Here is a 16,788-nt window from a genome sequence, read left to right as displayed (position 1 = left end):
CGTGTTAGAGTTGCGGTATGCGTTCCTCACCGGTTCTCTCGGCTCTCACCCTGCTACTATCGTGCCGTAGCGGGGCCAAGGTGATGGACTAAACGCAACAACTTCACTTGAGGCCGGACCCCGTTACGGAGTATTGACTCACGGCCTGCCACAGCATTGAACTCACACAAAGCTTTCACAAAGGCAGGAACATCTCATGGAGAATCGTCAACAACCCTCGGGTATGAACATCGGCAAATACGTTCCCTTCCAGGACCACATCACTGTGGAGTTGCCGGACCGAACCTGGCCGGATCAGGTCATCACTAAAGCGCCCCGCTGGTGTGCGGTGGATCTGCGCGATGGGAACCAGGCCCTGATCGACCCGATGGGTCCGGCCCGTAAACTGGCCATGTTCGAGCTGTTGGTCGAGATGGGGTATAAGGAAATCGAGGTGGGCTTCCCCTCGGCCTCTGAAACCGACTTCCGTTTCGTCCGCCAGCTGATTGAAGAAGACCGCATCCCCGACGACGTCAGCATCCAGGTGCTCACCCAGTCTCGGGAACACCTGATTGAACGCACCTACGAAGCCGTGGAAGGTGCGCCCCGGGCCATCATCCACCTGTACAACTCCACCTCCATCGTCCAACGCCGGGTCGTGTTCCGTGAAGACCGGGCCGGGATTATCGATATCGCCACCCAGGGTGCGCGGTTGTGTCGCAAATACGAAGACCAGCTGAAAAACACCGAGATTGTCTACGAATACTCCCCGGAATCCTTCACCGGCACTGAGCTGGAGTTCGCCGCCGAAATCTCCGAGGCCGTCATGGAGGTCTTGGAGGCCTCCCCAGACCGACAGATGATTCTCAACCTGCCGGCCACCGTGGAGATGGCGACCCCCAACGTCTACGCCGACTCCATCGAGTGGATGCACCGCAATCTGGCCCATCGCGACTCCATCATCCTCTCCCTGCACCCGCATAATGACCGCGGCACCGCGGTGGCCGCCTCCGAGCTGGGGTATATGGCCGGGGCCGACCGGATTGAAGGGTGCTTATTCGGTAATGGCGAGCGCACCGGTAACGTCGATCTGGTGACGTTGGGCATGAACCTCTACACCCAGGGCATCGACCCCGAGATCGACTTCTCCAATATGCCCAAGATCCGCCGAGTGGCCGAATACGCCAACCAGATGCCGGTCCACGCCCGCTCGCCCTGGGCCGGGGACCTGGTCTTTACCGCCTTCTCCGGCTCCCACCAGGATGCGATCAACAAGGGCTTCGACGCCATGGACGCCACCGCCGCCGAAAAGGGCGTGGACGTCAACGATCTGGTCTGGGAAGTGCCCTATTTGCCGGTGGATCCCCAAGACTTGGGTCGTAGCTACGAGGCCGTGATCCGTGTCAACTCCCAGTCCGGCAAGGGCGGGGTGGCCTACCTGTTGCGCTCCGAGCACCACCTGGACTTGCCACGGCGGGCCCAGATCGAATTCTCCCGGGTGATCCAAGACCTCTCCGACGCTCAGGGCGGGGAGATCTCCGGCGACCAAATCTGGGAGGTCTTCACCAAGGAATACCTGCCCAGCCCAGAAGAAGCCGACCGCTGGGGCCGCTACCAGTTCGTCTCCTCTTCTTCGACGACCACCGAGTCCGGCGAGTTCTCGATGACCGTGGAGATGATGGTCGATGGCACCGTCCACAGCCGTTCCACCGAGGGCAACGGCCCCATCTCGGCGATGGTGAAGCTCTTCCACGACGCCGGGGTGGATGTGCGCGTGCTGGACTACACCGAACACGCGCTGTCAGAAGGTGGCGAGGCCATGGCGGCCGCCTACGTCGAATGCGCGATTGGCGACCGCGTGCTGTGGGGCGTGGGCTTGGACCACAACACCTCCACCGCATCACTGAAAGCCGTCACCTCCGCAGTGAACCGCTTCATTCGGGATGAGGAAGCCACCGCTGAGTAAGACTCGTGGTGGATCCGGTGGTAGCCGATCGCGTCGTGCCGGGGCCAGCTATGTTGCTCAGAGCTACCGGTGCGATGCGATCGTGCTACGAACCTATAAACTCGCCGAGGCCGACCGGATTATTGTCGCGCTGAGCAACACGCACGGCCAGATTCGGGCCGTGGCCCGCGGAGTGCGGCGCACCACCTCGAAGTTCGGGTCCAGCCTGGAACCATTTATGCACACCGGCCTGCAAGTCGTGCCCGGAAAATCTCTAGACATCATCGCCCAAACTCAAACCATCCACCCCTACGGGGCCATCATTGCCGCCGACTACGACTCCTACGGGGCTGCCTCCGCGATGGTCGAAACTGCCGAACGACTCACCCGAGCAGAGGACACGCCCACGACCGCCGAGCACTATCGACTGCTCTATGGGGCAATGGCCGCACTGGCCAAACACCAGCACCCGCCGCGGTTGATTATGGACTCCTACCTGCTCCGGGCCCTGGCGCTGGCCGGATGGGGTGCCCACTTCGGTGACTGTGTCTCGTGTGGGGCGCCGGGACCTCACGTGCAAGTCTCCATCCTGCTGGGTGGGACCGTGTGCTTCGACTGCCGGCCCCAGGGCGCGCTGGCACCCAGCCGGCAGGCCATCAGCCTACTGGCCGCGCTGGCCACCGGTGACTGGGATGCTGCCGGGCAGGCGTTGGCCGATGCCACAGCCCACGAGCTGGACCCCAGTCGTGTCATCGAGGAGGCCTCCTCGATCGTGGCACAATATTTAAGATTCCATGTTGAACAAAACCTGCACTCGCTGCAGGTCATGAACCAGCGCGAGCTCTGACCCATCGGAAGGCCCTGTCCACCGTGACTCGTACCGACTACCTGGATCCCGCACCCCACCCCTCGGGAGCACAACCGCCACAACTTCCTGCCAAGGTGTTGCCCCGCCACGTGGGGATCGTGATGGATGGAAACGGTCGCTGGGCCAATCAGCGAGGACTGCCGCGCACCGAAGGGCACCGGGCCGGAGAAGCTGCGCTACTGGATGTGATGGCCGGTGCCCTCCAGCTGGGCATCGAATACGTCTCGGTGTATGCCTTCTCGACCGAGAACTGGAAACGCTCTCCCAGCGAGGTCCGGTTCCTCTTGGGCTTTTCGCGGGACGTCTTGCGTCGCCAACGCGACACGCTCAACAGCTGGGGTGTGCGCATCCGGTGGAACGGTCAACACGGGCGACTGTGGAACTCGGTGGTCAACGAGCTACGCGCCGCCGAGGAACTCACCCGGGACAACGACCGCTGTCAGCTGATGATGTGCGTCAATTACGGGGGACGCGCCGAGATTACCGAATCGGTCAAAACCATCGCCGCGCAGGTGGCTGCCGGGAAGCTGAAGCCACAGCACATTACTGAGGACACCATCAGCGCCCACCTGGATGAACCCGATGTGCCCGACGTAGATTTGTTTCTGCGCACCTCCGGAGAGCAGCGCACCTCAAATTTCTTGCTATGGCAATCTGCCTATGCCGAAATGGTCTTCACCGACACCCTTTGGCCCGATGTGGACCGCCGTACGCTGTGGGAAGCCGTCGAAACCTACGCCCGACGGGATCGTCGCTACGGCGTAGCCGTCGACCAGATCACCGGCCGGTAACCACCGCCGCAAGCCCAGCGGAGCAACGTTTAGACTTCCGGCCAGCCCAAGGCCCACTCCAACCAGGTGGTCGCCACGGTCAGCGCCTCCCGACGAACCTCGGGTGCTGAGGCAAAGACATCGTGGAGCGCATCGGTGATTTTTACCAGCGTCATCGTTCGTCCCAGGTGCGCGGCCCGGTCGGCCGTGACCTTGACATCAATCACCGCGTCAGCCCGTTGCACCTCGGGCTGATACTTCATGGTGAACTTCGTGTCCCGACTAGTCAGTACCAAAATCGGCTCCCGAATCTCTAGACCACTGGCCACCAGACGGTGTCCGGTCAGTACCGCGATTAGCCAGGTCCGCGGCACCCGAAACGAGTAGCGGGGCCGCCACAGCGGGTGCAGGTTCCACTCACCGTGCGCCTGGGCCGATAGTGACTGCCAGTAACTATCCGTGTGCGGCAGGTTCACCATCGAGTTCGGCGAGATCTTACTCAACGGCTCCATCACCGCCTGGGCCATGCCGCGCACCCACGAGTTGCCCTGCAACTCCAACCACGGCGAATTCATGATCAGCGCCCGAATCCGCCCCGGATGTCGCTGGGTCCACAGCGATAAGGTCAACGCCCCCGTGGAGTGCCCGAGCAGAACCGGCCGCTGTCCCGGATGCAACCGGTCCAGCACCGCCAGCCCGGCGCGAATCTCATCATCGTAATTGGACAGCGAGTCAATGAATCCCGGGGTTTGATAGCTCCGCAACGACCGGCCATATTTGCGCAAGTCCAGGGCGTAAAACCGGTAGCCGGCCTGCTCGAAGGCCTCGGCCTCATCGGCGTTAAAGAAATAATCCGACCACCCGTGTACCGAGAGCACCGGAATCGTGTCTGGTTCGGCGCTGCAGTTACGCCCGGGCACCGGGAGGCTCCAGTCAACGTCTGCCGGCGCACGGCGCACCAGGGTGGCCGAGACCGGGCCCTGGTCGTCATAGCCCAGGGGCAAAGATAGCCGTTGAAATCCCCGCATGATGTCGGGTTCCCACACCCCCGGGGCAGTATCGGTGAGGTAATCCGGAAGCTGATCTGGTGCAGGATGAATCGGTTGCTCGGACATACAGGACACCTTCGGCTGAATCAGGTCGCGGTCAGAGAGCAGGCGGAGAGGATCACGACGAGGCGAAACAGAATATGGTTCAATGATGGCATGACCGCTGAATCCACCGACTGGAACCTGTCTGGCACACCACGGATCTACCCGGAGGTCTTCCGGCTGGTCTTCCAGAACATGGAACCCGAGCGAGCACACGGGATCGGATTTCAGGCCATCCGTTCAGCGGAATCAACTGGTCTCTCTTTAGCGTACCGAAAGCTCGCTACTGCTGACCCGGCCCTGCGGACGCGGGTGATGGGCCTGGAGTTTCCCTCGCCCTTCGGGCTGGCCGCCGGATTCGATAAAGCAGGCCGGGGTACTGCCGCGCTGATGGACCTGGGCTTCGGGCACGTGGAAGTCGGCACCATCACCGCCCAACCACAACCCGGCAACCCGGCACCGCGAATGCATCGACTACCTCAGGACCAGGCCCTGATCAACCGTATGGGGTTCAACAACGCCGGGGCCCGCGTTATTGAACCCCGGCTGGCTGCAACGCGGAAAAAACTCACCCGCCGGTTTGGGACCCACCGCCCCATCCTCGGGGTCAACATTGGCAAAACCAAAGTGGTCGCACTCGACAACGCCGTGGAAGACTACCGCGAGTCCACCGATCGGCTGGCTCGCCACGCCGACTATCTGGTGGTCAACGTCTCCAGCCCCAATACCCCCGGTCTCCGGCAACTCCAGGCCGTGGAAGCGCTTCGTCCGATCCTGACGGCGGTGCGCGATCAGGCGCTGAAATCTACCGGCCGTCACGTGCCATTGGCGGTGAAAATCGCCCCCGATCTCGCCGATGAGGATGTGCTGGCGGTGGCTGACCTGGCCGGGGAACTCGGGCTGGACGGTTTGGTGGCCACCAACACCACGATCTCCCGTGAGGGCCTGGTCACCGACCCGACCACCGTGGAGTCCTACGGCGGTGGGGGACTGTCCGGCAAACCCCTTAGCCAGCGTTCCCTGGATGTGCTCACTCTGTTGCGTGCCCACCTGGATGCCACTGGATCCTCGCTGGCCGTGATGTCCGTCGGGGGAGTGACCACCGGAGCGGATGTTATCCAGCGCCTGCGTGCCGGAGCTGACTTGGTGCAGGGCTATACGGCCTTCCTCTATCAAGGACCGCTGTGGGTCTACCGGATCAACCGGGATCTGCGCAATAACCTGAGCGCTTGGCGTCACGAGCGGGTTAGCGGGGGAATTCCCCACGCTTGACCTGGGGCTTCGGCAGGCGTAACCGGCGCAACTGCAACGCGCGCATGGCACCGTACCAGCGCACACCGCGCTCCAGCTCCCCAAATTTCTCGGTCAGACGTTTCTTCAGCTGGTGGCCGACCCAGAAGCCTTCGACCACCACGACCACGACCAGCACCATCAGGCCCACCGAAATAAAGACCTGGACCTCTGGAATCTGGACAAAAGACAGCAATAAGAACACCAGCACCATGATCATCAGCCACTCGCTAATCCCATAGCGGGCATCCACAAAGTCCCGGGCATAACGCCGCTGGGGACCCTTATCGCGATAGGGCATGTGCTTCTCATCGCCGGTCTCCATGGCACGACGCATTTTGGCGCGCTCTTCGGCGACCGCCTGGCGCTGGGCCCGTTTGGCCTCCTTGCGGTTATCCATAATCAGCGGGCGACGGTTGGCTGCCTCCTGATCACGACGTTTCGGGGTCGGGGCACCCTTAGCGGGGGTCGTCTTCGAGTTCTTCTTCTCCACCACCGGCTCGATGGTGGCCTCTACCTCGTCGACCTCAGCAGTCTTCTCAGTCTTCTTACGTCCAAACACGTCCTCTATTCTATGCGGAATCACCGTCACCCTCTGCCACCCGACCCGCACCAACAACTACTGTGGTGTTCATGGCCGATCACACTGAACTCACCGCTGACGATGCCACCGACTGGGTCACCGCTCACGCTGACCAGATTCTGCAACACCTCACCGAGCTGGTCGCGATCCCCTCCATCGCCTTTCCCGGCTACGACCGCACCGTGCTGGACACCTGCGCTGAAGCCGTGAAAGCCCTGATGACCCGGGCCGGTTTCGATGAGGTAGAGATCCTGAGCGAACCGCTGGATCCGAAGCAACCGGACGGCGACCGCGGTGGCCCGGCCGTGCTCGCCCGCCGGGCGCCGGCCCCGGGAGCCCCCACGATCCTGCTCTATGCCCACCACGACGTGCAACCCACCGGAGATCTGGCCCTGTGGGACACCGACCCCTTCACTGCCACACGTATCGGCGACCGCCTCTACGGTCGCGGGGCCGCCGACGATAAAGCCGGGATTATGGTCCACGTGGCAGCGGTGACCGCACTCAACGAACTACTGGGTCCTGACCACGGGCTGGGGATCACCGTGCTGATTGAAGGCGAAGAAGAAGTCGCCTCACCGACCTTCCGCGCCATCCTTGACCGCCACCGCGACAAGCTCGCCGCCGACGTGGTGGTCGTTGCCGACTCAGCCAACTGGGCCGAAGGCGTGCCCGCGATCACCAGCTCGCTACGCGGGGTGGTTGATGGCACCATTCATGTCAAAATCCTCGATCACGCGGTGCACTCGGGCCTGTTTGGGGGAGTGGTACTTGATGCGGCCACCGTGCTCTCCAAAGTTATAGCGACCCTACACGACGAGCACGGAGACGTGGCCATCCCCGGCCTGCACGGAACATCGGGCCAGGCCCAGGTGGACTACCCCGAAGAGGACCTGCGTGCCCAGGCCGGCATCGTGGACTCGGTGCGGTTAGCCGGCACCGGGTCGATTGCCGAACGACTCTGGCATAAACCCGCCCTGAGCATTTTGGGAACCGACCTACCGGAGCTCAACCACGCCTCAAATACCATCATCCCGCGGGCCCGAGCGAAGTTCTCACTACGCATCGGCCCCGGGGTGAACCCCGACGAGGCGATGCAACGCGTCCGGGAGCACGTGGAGGCCCTTGATATTTTCGGCGCCGAGATCACCCTGGAACCGGGCGAGAAAGGTTCACCATTTAGCACTGACCTCGACTCGGCCACCACCCAGCTGATGTTGTCCTGCCTGCGGGATGCTTTTGGGACCGACCCCGTCGCCACCGGTTTGGGCGGGTCCATCCCCCTGACCGGAGATCTCGCCGAAGTCTTCCCCGAAGCCACTATTTTGATCACCGGGGTGGAGGACCCAAATACCCGGGCGCACTCGGCCAACGAGTCCCTGTACCTTCCGGATTTCTACCGGTGCATTACCGCCGAAATCCTGTTGCTGGCCCGTCTGCTTAATCGGGCCAGATCGTGAACAATAGAACAATCCGCGCCGCTGGGTCAGTCGCTGGCGCTTAGCTCGGGCGGGTTGCCCTCGGTGGGGCTCAGCCTCAACTCGTCGGCGAGGTCCTGGAAATCCTCGACAACTTGTTGTTGTGCTTGTGCTGAGAGATCGTCCTCGAGGATTGAAAAGGTGGTCGTGTAGCGAAAACTGTCACCGCTACCGCAGGGCTCCGGACCGAGCTGAGGCTGGCCCTCGACCGTCCAGAGTTCATCACCGAAAGTCGCGGCCTGTTCGCCATATCGTTGCTGCATTCCCCGCACCACTGTGTCAAGCTCGTCCAGGTGCTCCTCGGGGATGGTGACCGTACGCGGGCGGAAGATCGAGGCCATCGTAGCCAAGATGCTTTCTACGATAGTGCGGTCGTGCTGTTAACGCTTCAGAAAACGAACTTGTTCGGTAACCTATGACTCACGCTAACAATCATGTCTGTTTCAGCGGGCACACTGGGGCGACGATCTGCCAGGTGGTCAGGGGACCGTCGCTGAGACCCCGGGTTGCGCTCTGCGTGACAAAACACCCGGCCCGTTATAACAGTGTGTCTACAATGGAAGATAAAGCATCTGAGGCTATGGCTTTCGTGAGGCCGTCAGGCCCAGGTGCGACCTGATTGAACCATCCGATCTACGTGATCTCCTTGATCGATCTGAGAGAAGGCGGAAAATGACTACTGAAGCACAGGAACAGTCGTCCGTGAATCTGCCGCCGGCCGCACCTGCCGACGGGTTGCCCACCCACGAGGTCACCCTCAGTGATGTTGCTGCCGCGAAGGTCCGCGAGCTACTCACCCAAGAGGGGCGCGAAGATCTCCGGTTGCGCATCGCTGTTCAGCCCGGCGGTTGCTCCGGACTGATCTACCAGCTTTACTTCGATGAGCGCGTCCTTGACGGAGATGCCGTCCGCGATTTCGACGGCGTTGAGGTGATCGTCGATAAGATGTCGGTTCCGTATTTGATCGGCGCCAACATCGATTTTGAAGACTCCATCACCAAAGTGGGATTCACGATCGACAACCCAAACGCTGCAGGATCGTGCGCTTGCGGTGATTCCTTCCACTAACGGCTGAGGAACCAAGTCAGAGTGCAGTACCGAGGTACGGGACAGTAAATGACAGCGGACCAGACCATGAGCCCATGATCTGGTCCGCTGTCTCGTGTCATTGTTCACCCCAGGTGGTCCTGAGACTCTAAAATAGAAAACACCATAACGGTCTTGGTCTGTGCCCAGACTTCAGTCCGCTGAGGAAAACGGGGTACAGTTCTATATAGACACACTCGCACTGATTTGTAATGAAGAGGAAGGGCCGTCTGTGAGATCGCAGAATCAAGCCGGTAGCCACGGTAAACGGCTTCTCCAAGGAGGAGCGCTAGCCACCATCGGGTTGCTTGTTCTCACGGCATGTTCAGAACAAGTAAAGCGGGGCTGGCTACCAGGCAGCAACGACACCACGAACCACACGGAAGAACTGACCCACTTGTGGGTCGGCTCGTGGATCGCCGCCTTGGTGATCGGCGTGGCCGCATGGAGCCTGATGCTGTGGTGCATGATCGCCTATCGTCGTCGTAAGGAAGATCGTGGTTTCCCGCGTCAGAACGCCTACAACGTTCCGATGGAAACCATGTTCACTATCATCCCGATCATCTTGGTCCTCACCCTGTGGGGTTTCACCGACCGCGTGCAGCGCTCGGTCGATACTCCGGTTGAAGACTCCCCGCTGACCGTCACCGTTTACGGTAAGCAGTGGGCGTGGGACTTCGACTACGAATACGACGGCGAAGAGCGTCACTTCTACGGCGAGCAGGCTCACCTCGACGGGTCCGAAGGCGTCGAAGAAACGTTGCCGACCCTCTATCTGCCGGTTGATGTTCCTGTCGAGTTCCGTCTGAAATCTCGTGATGTGGTCCATTCCTTCTGGATCCCAGCCTTCTTGCAGAAGCTCGATATGGTTCCCGGCCAGACCAACCATATGTACCTGACCCCTCAGGAAGAAGGGACCTTCCAGGGAAAGTGTGCTGAGCTGTGCGGTGAATACCACTCAGAAATGCTGTTTAACGTCGAAGTTGTCTCGGAAGAAGAATTCCGCGACCAACTCGAGCAGTTGCCTGAGGGTCTCTCCGGTGATGAGCTGAACCGTAACACCAACCAGAACGAAGACGGTCAGCAAGATGCTGAGATTCCGCTCGGTGACCCGGAACGGGTTGAGGAGTAATAACTATGACCACCTATGAATACACCCAGGATGACTCGCAGACTCGAGCCCAACCTCGAGTAGTTCCGGTATCCAAGGGGCGCATTGTCGTCAACTGGCTCACCACCACTGACCACAAGACGCTTGGGTACATGTACCTGATCACCTCCTTTGCGTTCTTCTGCATCGCCGGTGTGATGGCACTGTTGATCCGTGCCGAGCTGTTCAGCCCAGGTATGCAGATCCTGCAGACCAAAGAACAGTTCAACCAGCTGTTCACCATGCACGGAACCCTGATGTTGTTGATGTTCGCCACACCGCTGTTCGTGGGTTTCGCCAACGTGCTGGTGCCACTACAGATTGGTGCCCCCGACGTGGCCTTCCCTCGACTGAACGCCCTGGCCTTCTGGTTCTTCCTGTTCGGTTCGCTGATCGCCACCGCCGGGTTCCTGACGCCGCAGGGTGCAGCCTCCTTCGGTTGGTTCGCCTATGCGCCCCTGTCCAACACGACATTCTCACCCGGTGTGGGCGGTGATCTCTGGGTCTTTGGTCTGGCGCTACAGGGCTTCGGCACTATCATGGGTGGTGTCAACTTCATCACCACCATCATTAGTATGCGTGCTCCAGGTATGACCATGTGGCGTATGCCGATCTTCACCTGGAACACCCTGATCACCAGTATCCTGATCCTGATGGCCTTCCCGCCACTGGCCTCGGCGCTTTTCGCACTGGGTCTGGACCGTCGCTTTGACGGCAACATCTTCAACCCGGAGAACGGTGGTGCCATCCTCTGGCAGCACCTGTTCTGGTTCTTCGGACACCCCGAGGTCTACGTGATCGCGCTACCGTTCTTCGGTATTGCCTCAGAGATCATCCCGGTTTTCTCCCGCAAACCGATCTTCGGGTATAAGTCTCTGGTGTTTGCGACCACCGCTATCGCTGCGTTGTCTATGACCGTGTGGGCACACCACATGTACGTCACCGGTTCGGTACTGTTGCCGTTCTTCTCGCTGATGACCATGCTCATTGCGGTCCCGACCGGTGTGAAGTTTGTGAACTGGATCGGCACCATGTGGCGCGGATCCATTACCTTCGAAAACCCAATGCTGTGGACGCTGGGCTTCATGGTCACCTTCCTCTTCGGTGGTCTAACCGGTGTCATTCTGGCCTCCCCGCCGCTGGACTTCCACGTTTCCGACACCTACTTCGTGGTGGCACACTTCCACTACGTGATCTTCGGTACTGTGGTCTTCGCGATGTTCGCTGGCTTCTACTTCTGGTGGCCGAAGTTCACCGGAAAGATGCTCAACGAACGTCTGGGGAAAATCCAGTTCTGGATGCTGTTCATTGGCTTCCACGGGACCTTCTTGGTCCAGCACTGGCTGGGTGTCATGGGCATGCCTCGCCGTTATGCCGACTACATGCCGGAAGACGGTTTCACCGGTATGAACCAGTTCTCCACGGTCTTTGCGATGTTGCTGGGTGCCTCGATGATTCCATTCTTCTGGAACATCTACATCACCCACCGCAAGGCAAAAAAGGTCACGGTCGACGACCCGTGGGGCTTCGGTGGCTCGCTGGAGTGGGCAACTTCCTGCCCGCCACCGCGCCACAACTTCCACGCTCTGCCGCGGATCCGTTCCGAGCGTCCGGCACTGGACCTGCACCACCCCGAGTTGCTCCCCAGTTCGCCGGATCCTGAGTCCTCATACCGTATCGACAAGGAAGGTGCACGGGCATGAAACCATCAATCGCCGTTTTCAACATCATTGGTGCCTTCTTCGTCATCGTCGCTGTGATCTACATGTTCGCCACGCGTTTCACCGAATGGGTTGGCATCCCGGCATTCTTTGCCCTAGCTGCGATGAGCTGGATGATCTCCTTTTACCTGTGGCTCACCGACCGGAAATTCAAGACCGGACCGTCCGATCGTGAAGACGGTGAGATCGAGGAATACTCCGGTACCTACGGCAACTTTGCGCCGTGGAGCTGGTGGCCGCTTGGGCTGGGCGTGGCCTGCGCAGTCATTGTGCTCGGCGTTGCTGTCGGTTGGTGGATCTTTTTCATCGGTGCCGCACTGGGCTTGTTCTTCCTTATTGGATGGGTCTTCGAGTTCTCGACGGGGGAGCACGCCCACTAAGGCGAAAAATCAGCCCCGCCTAGTATGACGTGACAGACAAGGACCGGCCGTTATCCCCTTTGCTTGGCGGATAACGGCCGGTCCTTGTATATGTGGTGTTCACGGAGCCAGTCCGTGCTGGCGTTGTATCTTGGGCTGAGCGGAGACGGCCAGGCTAGATCTTGACGACCATTTTCCCGGAGTTCTCTCCCCGCAGGAGCCCCAGGAAGGCATCAACGCTGTTCTCAATGCCGTTGACCACCGTTTCGTCGTAGGTCAGCTTTCCGTCTGCAAACCAGTTGCCGACCACAGTGTCGAATTCATCGCCGAGGTCGTCAGTGTAGTCTCCGACGATGAAGCCTTGAATGCGCAATTTCTGGCGCAAGACTTTGGTCATGTTGTCGGGCCCCGGTTGCGGTTCCGTGGCATTGTATTGACCGATCGCACCGCACATCGCGACGCGTCCGAACGGTGCCAGCACGTCGATGGCAGCCTCCAGGTGGTCGCCTCCGACATTATCGAAATACACATTGAGCCCATCGTCACCGATGACCTCGTTGACTTGCTCTCGAATCGGGGAGGCCTTGTAATCGATGGCCTCATCAAATCCGTACTTCTGGGTGATTAACGCACACTTTTCGGGTCCGCCCGCTGAGCCATATACCTTGCTGGCGCCCAGCAACCGTGCAAACTGGCCCACGGCGGTGCCCACCGCACCGGCCGCACCGGAGACGAAGACTGTTTCGCCTGGCTGTAATCGTGCGACACGCGTCAAACCAACATAGGCCGTTCTGCCGGGCATACCGAGTAGTCCGAAGTACAGCGATAAGGGGATGTCGTCGGATGCAGGATGAATCGGGCGAAAGATCTCGGAGGACCCCTGAGCAATATCGCGCCATCCCAGATTGTGGAGGACGATGGTGCCCTCGGGGAGATTGGGATCACGAGACTCGATGACGTGTCCTACAGCGCCACCGGTCATGACCTCGCCGACCTCATAGGGGGCAGAGTAGCTCTTGGCATCACTCATCCGTCCACGCATGTATGGATCAACCGAGATGAAATCATTGGCCACACGCACCTCGGTGTCGCCCAGATCGGGAAGGCCGATGGTGGCGGTCTCAAAATTGTCGTGGGTCGGGACGCCCTGCGGGCGCGATTGCAGATGAATCTGTGTACTGTTAATGGTCGTCATACCACCCAGCCTAGGCGGAAAACGTGAGGCCGTCATCCTCTCTGGTACCGGCGAATCAAGGTCCCAAAAGGTGCTCGTCCCCAAAGTCTGAGAACCTAAGAGGCTACTTTCAAGTGTATGGGGTACCTGGTGCTGGAATCATACCGGCGCGGTTCAGGTAGTTCTCTCCTTAGGGGATATAGTGCGTGCCTCTGGATAGATTGTGTTGGTCAAAACGAGCGATAGATATCGTCAAGGTAAATATAGTCTTGCTCGACTGCACAATCTCGCATAAAGGTAGAGAGTGACGTCCAAAATTCAATGTTCTTGTTGTCTTAACGAAGTTAAAAGCGTGTTACTAGATCAGAGCCTTGCATTGCAACCGCTACAATGTCATTTTCACAGTACAAATTTGGCTGGTCCGCTGTATGTTGATCGTGTTGGCGCAACGTATGTAACGTGTTCCAATTGTGAACGTATCTGAATTCGTTACCTGTTGTAGGTTTCCGTTTAAGTGTCTATTAATCAGTAGTTTAGACATGAACGTTAAAGGAAGTAATAGATAGTATTGATATACGTGAACTTGTGTAAATATTAGTTTTAATTCGTTAAAATGACTAATCTATTATTTTAGTTTTGAAAGTTATCATAGTTGATGTTTAAATGCGAGTGATGTATATCGCGAAGTGCATCCAGTGTGATTATTATCATAAACAATTACCTGGGTAATAGTGTGCCTAATATAGTCAGTGAGTCGTGAAATAGGTTTTATATTAGAATGGTGTTGATTAGTCTTAAACCGTTTGAACTGTTTTGTGACACGTCTCCGAGTAGGTGGGCTGCCCCCGTTGTTTGGTCCGGCTGGTGTGTGAGTCGGTTTCTTCTAATTGGTGGGTGCAAGCTTGAGCGTGCTTGATCGGGGGTAGGTAACTCAGCGTGTGATGCCGACGGTCGTGATGATATCTATGCTTTCAGTCACCGATCGCTACTTGGGTGTGACGGAGCGAGTAGAGGCTGTTAGTGTTCAAATACTCGTGATGAAGTCTTGCGTTGATTGACTCTATATATTCGTTCCGCCAGGGCTTTGAACCGTCCTGGGTTTTGTTCCGTCCTAAAATGAGAGGATAGAACTATGCCAATCAAATACCCGCAGTCGTTTAAAGATCGTGCCACGCGCATGGTGTTTGATCGGCTCGAAGATGAAGACGCGCCGAGCCGGTATGTGGTGATTCGTGAAACCGCGCCCAAGCTCAGTATCGCGACAGAGACGTTGCGTCGTTGGGTGGAACAAGCTGAAGTGGATACCGGTCAGAAGTCAGGGGTGTCCACGGATGCCCAAGCGCAAATCCGGAAGCTGAAGCGGGAGAACGCGGAGCTGTGCTGGGCTAATGAGATCCTCAAGACGGCGTGGGCTTTTTTCGCAGCGGAGCTCGACCGCCCCACGACGAGATGATTGCTTACATTGACATGTTCAGGGATCGTTTCGGGGTCGAGTCCATCTGTCGTGTTTTGGGTGCGACAGACCGTGGGTTTATCACCTCAGGTGGTTATCGGGCGGCGAAAGCCCGTCCTGCCAGTGATCGTTCGCGTCGGGATGCAGCCCTGATCCCAGTGGTCAAAGAGCTGCACCAAGCCAATTATGGGGTTTATGGGGTGCGCAAAATGTGGCATGCCATGAGACGTGCTGGCTGGGACGTGGGCCGTGACCAAGTGGCTCGGCTGATGTGCCTGGCGGGACTTAGCGGTGTGGTGCGAGGACGAAAACCCCACACCACCATCGCTGCGAAGGTCCCGGATCAGCGGCCAGATTTGGTCAACCGGGACTTTGGCGTCACAGCACCCAACCGGCTGTGGGTCGCGGATATAACCTATGTGCGCACCACCAGCGGGTTTTGCTACACCGCGTTTGTCACGGATGCCTTCAGTCGTAAGATCGTGGGCTGGTCGACCCGCACGACGATGCGTACTGATGCGCTGCCCTTGGAAGCGTTAGAGCACGCGCTGCTCAGTGCTAAGGACCAAGCCCTGGATGGGTTAGTCCATCACAGCGACCGTGGCTTGCAATATGTCAGCATTCGCTATACCGAACATCTTGCCAAGGCTGGTCTGACGGCATCGGTTGGGACCGCTGGAGATGCTTACGATAATGCATTGGCCGAGACGGTTAATGGCTTGTATAAGACCGAATTGATTTATGCTCGGCCCGCTTGGCCGTCAGCTACTGAGGTGGAATTCGAAACGATGAACTGGGTCCACTGGTGGAATACCACCCGATTGCATGAAGCCTTGAACTACCAGACCCCGACCGAAGCCGAAGCAAGTTATCATATGACCCAGGCTCACGTCCTGAGCCCCGTATAACAAGCGGAACAAAACCCAGGGCGCTTCACTGTGAAATTGTTCAGTAGTCTGGTGATCGCCAGGGGGCAGTCGTGTGGTGTGGAATGAATGTCAGTTTAACGACATGTTAGTCCACTAATAGCGACAACCTAAAAATCTTGTTCTCTGACCTTAAGATGCTGGGCAAGCGCGCCAGCAGCCGAACGAATTCGTCCAACCAGTTCGTCCGAGGGCACTAACTCATTTCTGGTTGCGACGGCTATAGAGCCAAGAGGGTCCTTTCCGGCTTGTACGGGCACCGCGAGTGCCGACACCTGCTCATCATACTCACCTCTCGTGACACAGTAGCCTTGTGTCCGAACTTTGGCGAACTCGGTCTCTAATAAATGGGAGTTGACACTTGTCATCGCTGTATAACGAGCTAGCGGTCGTTGGGTAGTGAAAAACTGCCGAGACTCACGATCAAGAAAAGCATAGTATGCCTTTGATATCGCACCAACATGGGCAGGATACATTTCGCCTGTGATTGGGTAGTCACGGATAGTTCCATTGGGACCGTCTACGGCAACGATGACACGGATGTGAGCATGATCGGCGATCCCAAATGTGGAATTGAGCCCAGTGTCGTGTGCAAGTTCTTCGATAACCGGCTGAGCAATGCTTGCAAGAGATGCACTGCTTCGCCATGCGCGCGCCAGCTGTAGGACACCGGCGCCCAGTCTATAAACCCGACGGTGATTATCTTGGCGTAGGAAACGTAACTTGACGAGCGAGTTAATCGTGCGTTGCGCACTTGATGTTGAGCAACCTAGCTGGTCGGCGAGTTGCGTGACACCAATTGTGCGCTGGTCGGCGCTGAAGATTAGGAGGGCCTGTAACGCCCGTTCGATACTAGCGATTGTTTCACTCATACCGCAATTATCCCGTATAGCGGGATATCTATTGTAAGTGTGA

At 58.5% G+C, this 16,788-nt stretch carries 16 protein-coding genes; 10 read left to right on the top strand and 6 right to left on the bottom strand.

Going from position 1 to position 16,788, the window contains the following annotated elements; all coding sequences use genetic code 11:
* The first annotated feature begins 196 nt into the window (after window positions 1–196).
* From leuA to DCC27_RS03860, 3 genes are read left to right on the top strand one after another with little or no spacing between them, the layout of a single operon-like run.
* Complete coding sequence (gene leuA, locus DCC27_RS03870; protein WP_110098384.1) at window positions 197–1,945, top strand: 2-isopropylmalate synthase; 1,749 nt, start codon at window positions 197–199, stop codon at window positions 1,943–1,945.
* Window positions 1,923–2,771: a DNA repair protein RecO gene (gene recO, locus DCC27_RS03865; protein ID WP_110098383.1), complete on the top strand. Its 849-nt coding sequence runs from the start codon at window positions 1,923–1,925 to the stop codon at window positions 2,769–2,771. Before leuA ends, recO begins: the two co-directional genes overlap by 23 nt.
* A 23-nt stretch (window positions 2,772–2,794) precedes the next feature.
* Window positions 2,795–3,583: an isoprenyl transferase gene (locus tag DCC27_RS03860; protein ID WP_233487867.1), complete on the top strand. Its 789-nt coding sequence runs from the start codon at window positions 2,795–2,797 to the stop codon at window positions 3,581–3,583.
* Between the two features lie 29 nt (window positions 3,584–3,612).
* Here the strand turns inward: DCC27_RS03860 and DCC27_RS03855 are convergent, their stop codons facing one another.
* Window positions 3,613–4,677 (bottom strand): alpha/beta hydrolase, encoded by a 1,065-nt coding sequence (locus tag DCC27_RS03855; protein ID WP_110098381.1) that lies wholly within the window; start codon window positions 4,675–4,677, stop codon window positions 3,613–3,615.
* Between the two features lie 90 nt (window positions 4,678–4,767).
* Here DCC27_RS03855 and DCC27_RS03850 point away from each other — a divergent pair, with 90 nt between their 5' ends.
* Window positions 4,768–5,925 (top strand): quinone-dependent dihydroorotate dehydrogenase, encoded by a 1,158-nt coding sequence (locus DCC27_RS03850; RefSeq protein ID WP_110100543.1) that lies wholly within the window; start codon window positions 4,768–4,770, stop codon window positions 5,923–5,925.
* Here the strand turns inward: DCC27_RS03850 and DCC27_RS03845 are convergent.
* A complete protein-coding gene (locus DCC27_RS03845; RefSeq protein ID WP_110098379.1) occupies window positions 5,900–6,505 on the bottom strand; it encodes a DUF3043 domain-containing protein in 606 nt (201 codons plus the stop codon). The two genes, DCC27_RS03850 and DCC27_RS03845, sit on opposite strands and share 26 nt — an antisense overlap.
* 71 nt (window positions 6,506–6,576) lie before the next feature.
* On the opposite strand from DCC27_RS03845, the gene DCC27_RS03840 reads away from it, so the two are divergent.
* The gene (locus DCC27_RS03840) at window positions 6,577–7,986 is read left to right on the top strand and encodes a M20/M25/M40 family metallo-hydrolase (protein ID WP_110110179.1); all 1,410 of its coding nucleotides are present in this window, start codon (window positions 6,577–6,579) and stop codon (window positions 7,984–7,986) included.
* Window positions 7,987–8,012: 26 nt separating this feature from the next.
* On the opposite strand, the gene DCC27_RS03835 is transcribed toward DCC27_RS03840, so the two are convergent.
* Entirely contained in the window at window positions 8,013–8,354 is a 342-nt protein-coding gene (locus DCC27_RS03835; RefSeq protein WP_148707501.1) for a hypothetical protein, read from the bottom strand.
* 322 nt (window positions 8,355–8,676) lie between these two features.
* Here DCC27_RS03835 and DCC27_RS03830 point away from each other — a divergent pair, with 322 nt between their 5' ends.
* From DCC27_RS03830 to DCC27_RS03815, 4 genes are all read left to right on the top strand, one after another.
* On the top strand, window positions 8,677–9,072 hold the full coding sequence (locus DCC27_RS03830) for an iron-sulfur cluster assembly accessory protein (protein ID WP_110098376.1): 396 nt from the start codon (window positions 8,677–8,679) through the stop codon (window positions 9,070–9,072).
* 250 nt (window positions 9,073–9,322) lie between these two features.
* Entirely contained in the window at window positions 9,323–10,222 is a 900-nt protein-coding gene (coxB, locus tag DCC27_RS03825; protein ID WP_110110177.1) for a cytochrome c oxidase subunit II, read from the top strand.
* A 5-nt stretch (window positions 10,223–10,227) separates the two neighbouring features.
* Window positions 10,228–11,943, top strand: a complete 1,716-nt coding sequence (gene ctaD, locus DCC27_RS03820) for a cytochrome c oxidase subunit I (protein WP_110098374.1) — start codon at window positions 10,228–10,230, stop codon at window positions 11,941–11,943.
* Window positions 11,940–12,341: a cytochrome c oxidase subunit 4 gene (locus tag DCC27_RS03815; protein WP_110100549.1), complete on the top strand. Its 402-nt coding sequence runs from the start codon at window positions 11,940–11,942 to the stop codon at window positions 12,339–12,341. Before ctaD ends, DCC27_RS03815 begins: the two co-directional genes overlap by 4 nt.
* 154 nt (window positions 12,342–12,495) lie before the next feature.
* On the opposite strand, the gene DCC27_RS03810 is transcribed toward DCC27_RS03815, so the two are convergent.
* Both DCC27_RS03810 and DCC27_RS12780 read right to left on the bottom strand, forming a co-directional pair.
* The gene (locus tag DCC27_RS03810; RefSeq protein ID WP_110110176.1) at window positions 12,496–13,515 is read right to left on the bottom strand and encodes an NADP-dependent oxidoreductase; all 1,020 of its coding nucleotides are present in this window, start codon (window positions 13,513–13,515) and stop codon (window positions 12,496–12,498) included.
* Between the two features lie 950 nt (window positions 13,516–14,465).
* On the bottom strand, window positions 14,466–14,612 hold the full coding sequence (locus tag DCC27_RS12780) for an integrase core domain-containing protein (RefSeq protein WP_110110212.1): 147 nt from the start codon (window positions 14,610–14,612) through the stop codon (window positions 14,466–14,468).
* A gap of 14 nt (window positions 14,613–14,626) precedes the next feature.
* Here DCC27_RS12780 and DCC27_RS03800 point away from each other — a divergent pair.
* Window positions 14,627–15,855, top strand: a protein-coding gene (locus DCC27_RS03800) for an IS3 family transposase (RefSeq protein WP_110110175.1) whose coding sequence is annotated in 2 segments (ribosomal slippage) — window positions 14,627–14,903 and window positions 14,903–15,855 — 1,230 coding nt in all. Because the reading frame shifts where the segments join, the coding sequence is not laid out codon by codon here.
* A 128-nt stretch (window positions 15,856–15,983) separates the two neighbouring features.
* Here DCC27_RS03800 and DCC27_RS03795 read toward each other — a convergent pair.
* Complete coding sequence (locus DCC27_RS03795) at window positions 15,984–16,745, bottom strand: IclR family transcriptional regulator (RefSeq protein ID WP_110110174.1); 762 nt, start codon at window positions 16,743–16,745, stop codon at window positions 15,984–15,986.
* Window positions 16,746–16,788: the final 43 nt, after the last annotated feature.

Source organism: Auritidibacter sp. NML130574, assembly GCF_003185725.2.
Lineage (GTDB): Bacteria > Actinomycetota > Actinomycetes > Actinomycetales > Micrococcaceae > Auritidibacter > Auritidibacter ignavus.
The sequence above is the reverse complement of the archived record's forward strand: the minus strand, read 5'-3'. Positions and strand labels throughout refer to the sequence as shown.